The sequence below is a fragment of the Dietzia sp. DQ11-44 genome (assembly GCF_014145205.1).
Taxonomy (GTDB): Bacteria; Actinomycetota; Actinomycetes; order Mycobacteriales; family Mycobacteriaceae; genus Dietzia; species Dietzia natronolimnaea.
Map to the genome: position 1 here is coordinate 1 of NZ_JAALEC010000704.1, position 212 is coordinate 212.

Genomic DNA, 212 nt, shown 5'->3' on the forward strand with positions numbered 1-212 from the left:
GCCGCGCCCCCAGCGCCGACGCCGGCCCCGGCCGCGGCCACCCCGTCGCTCGCGAAGAGCGAGGACAGCGGTGCCGCCAACTCCGACACGCATCTGCGTGCGGCCCGCGTTCTCGCGATGGCGCAGGAGATGGCGGACCGGCTGACCGGGGAGGCCAAGAAGGAGTCCGACGGGCTCATGGCCAAGGCGCGCGGCGAGTCCGATCGGCTGGA

General features: G+C 75.5%; 1 pseudogene. It reads left to right on the forward strand.

From position 1 onward, the window contains the following. Positions 1-212: pseudogene (locus G6018_RS15900) on the forward strand (cell division protein); the annotation flags it as partial.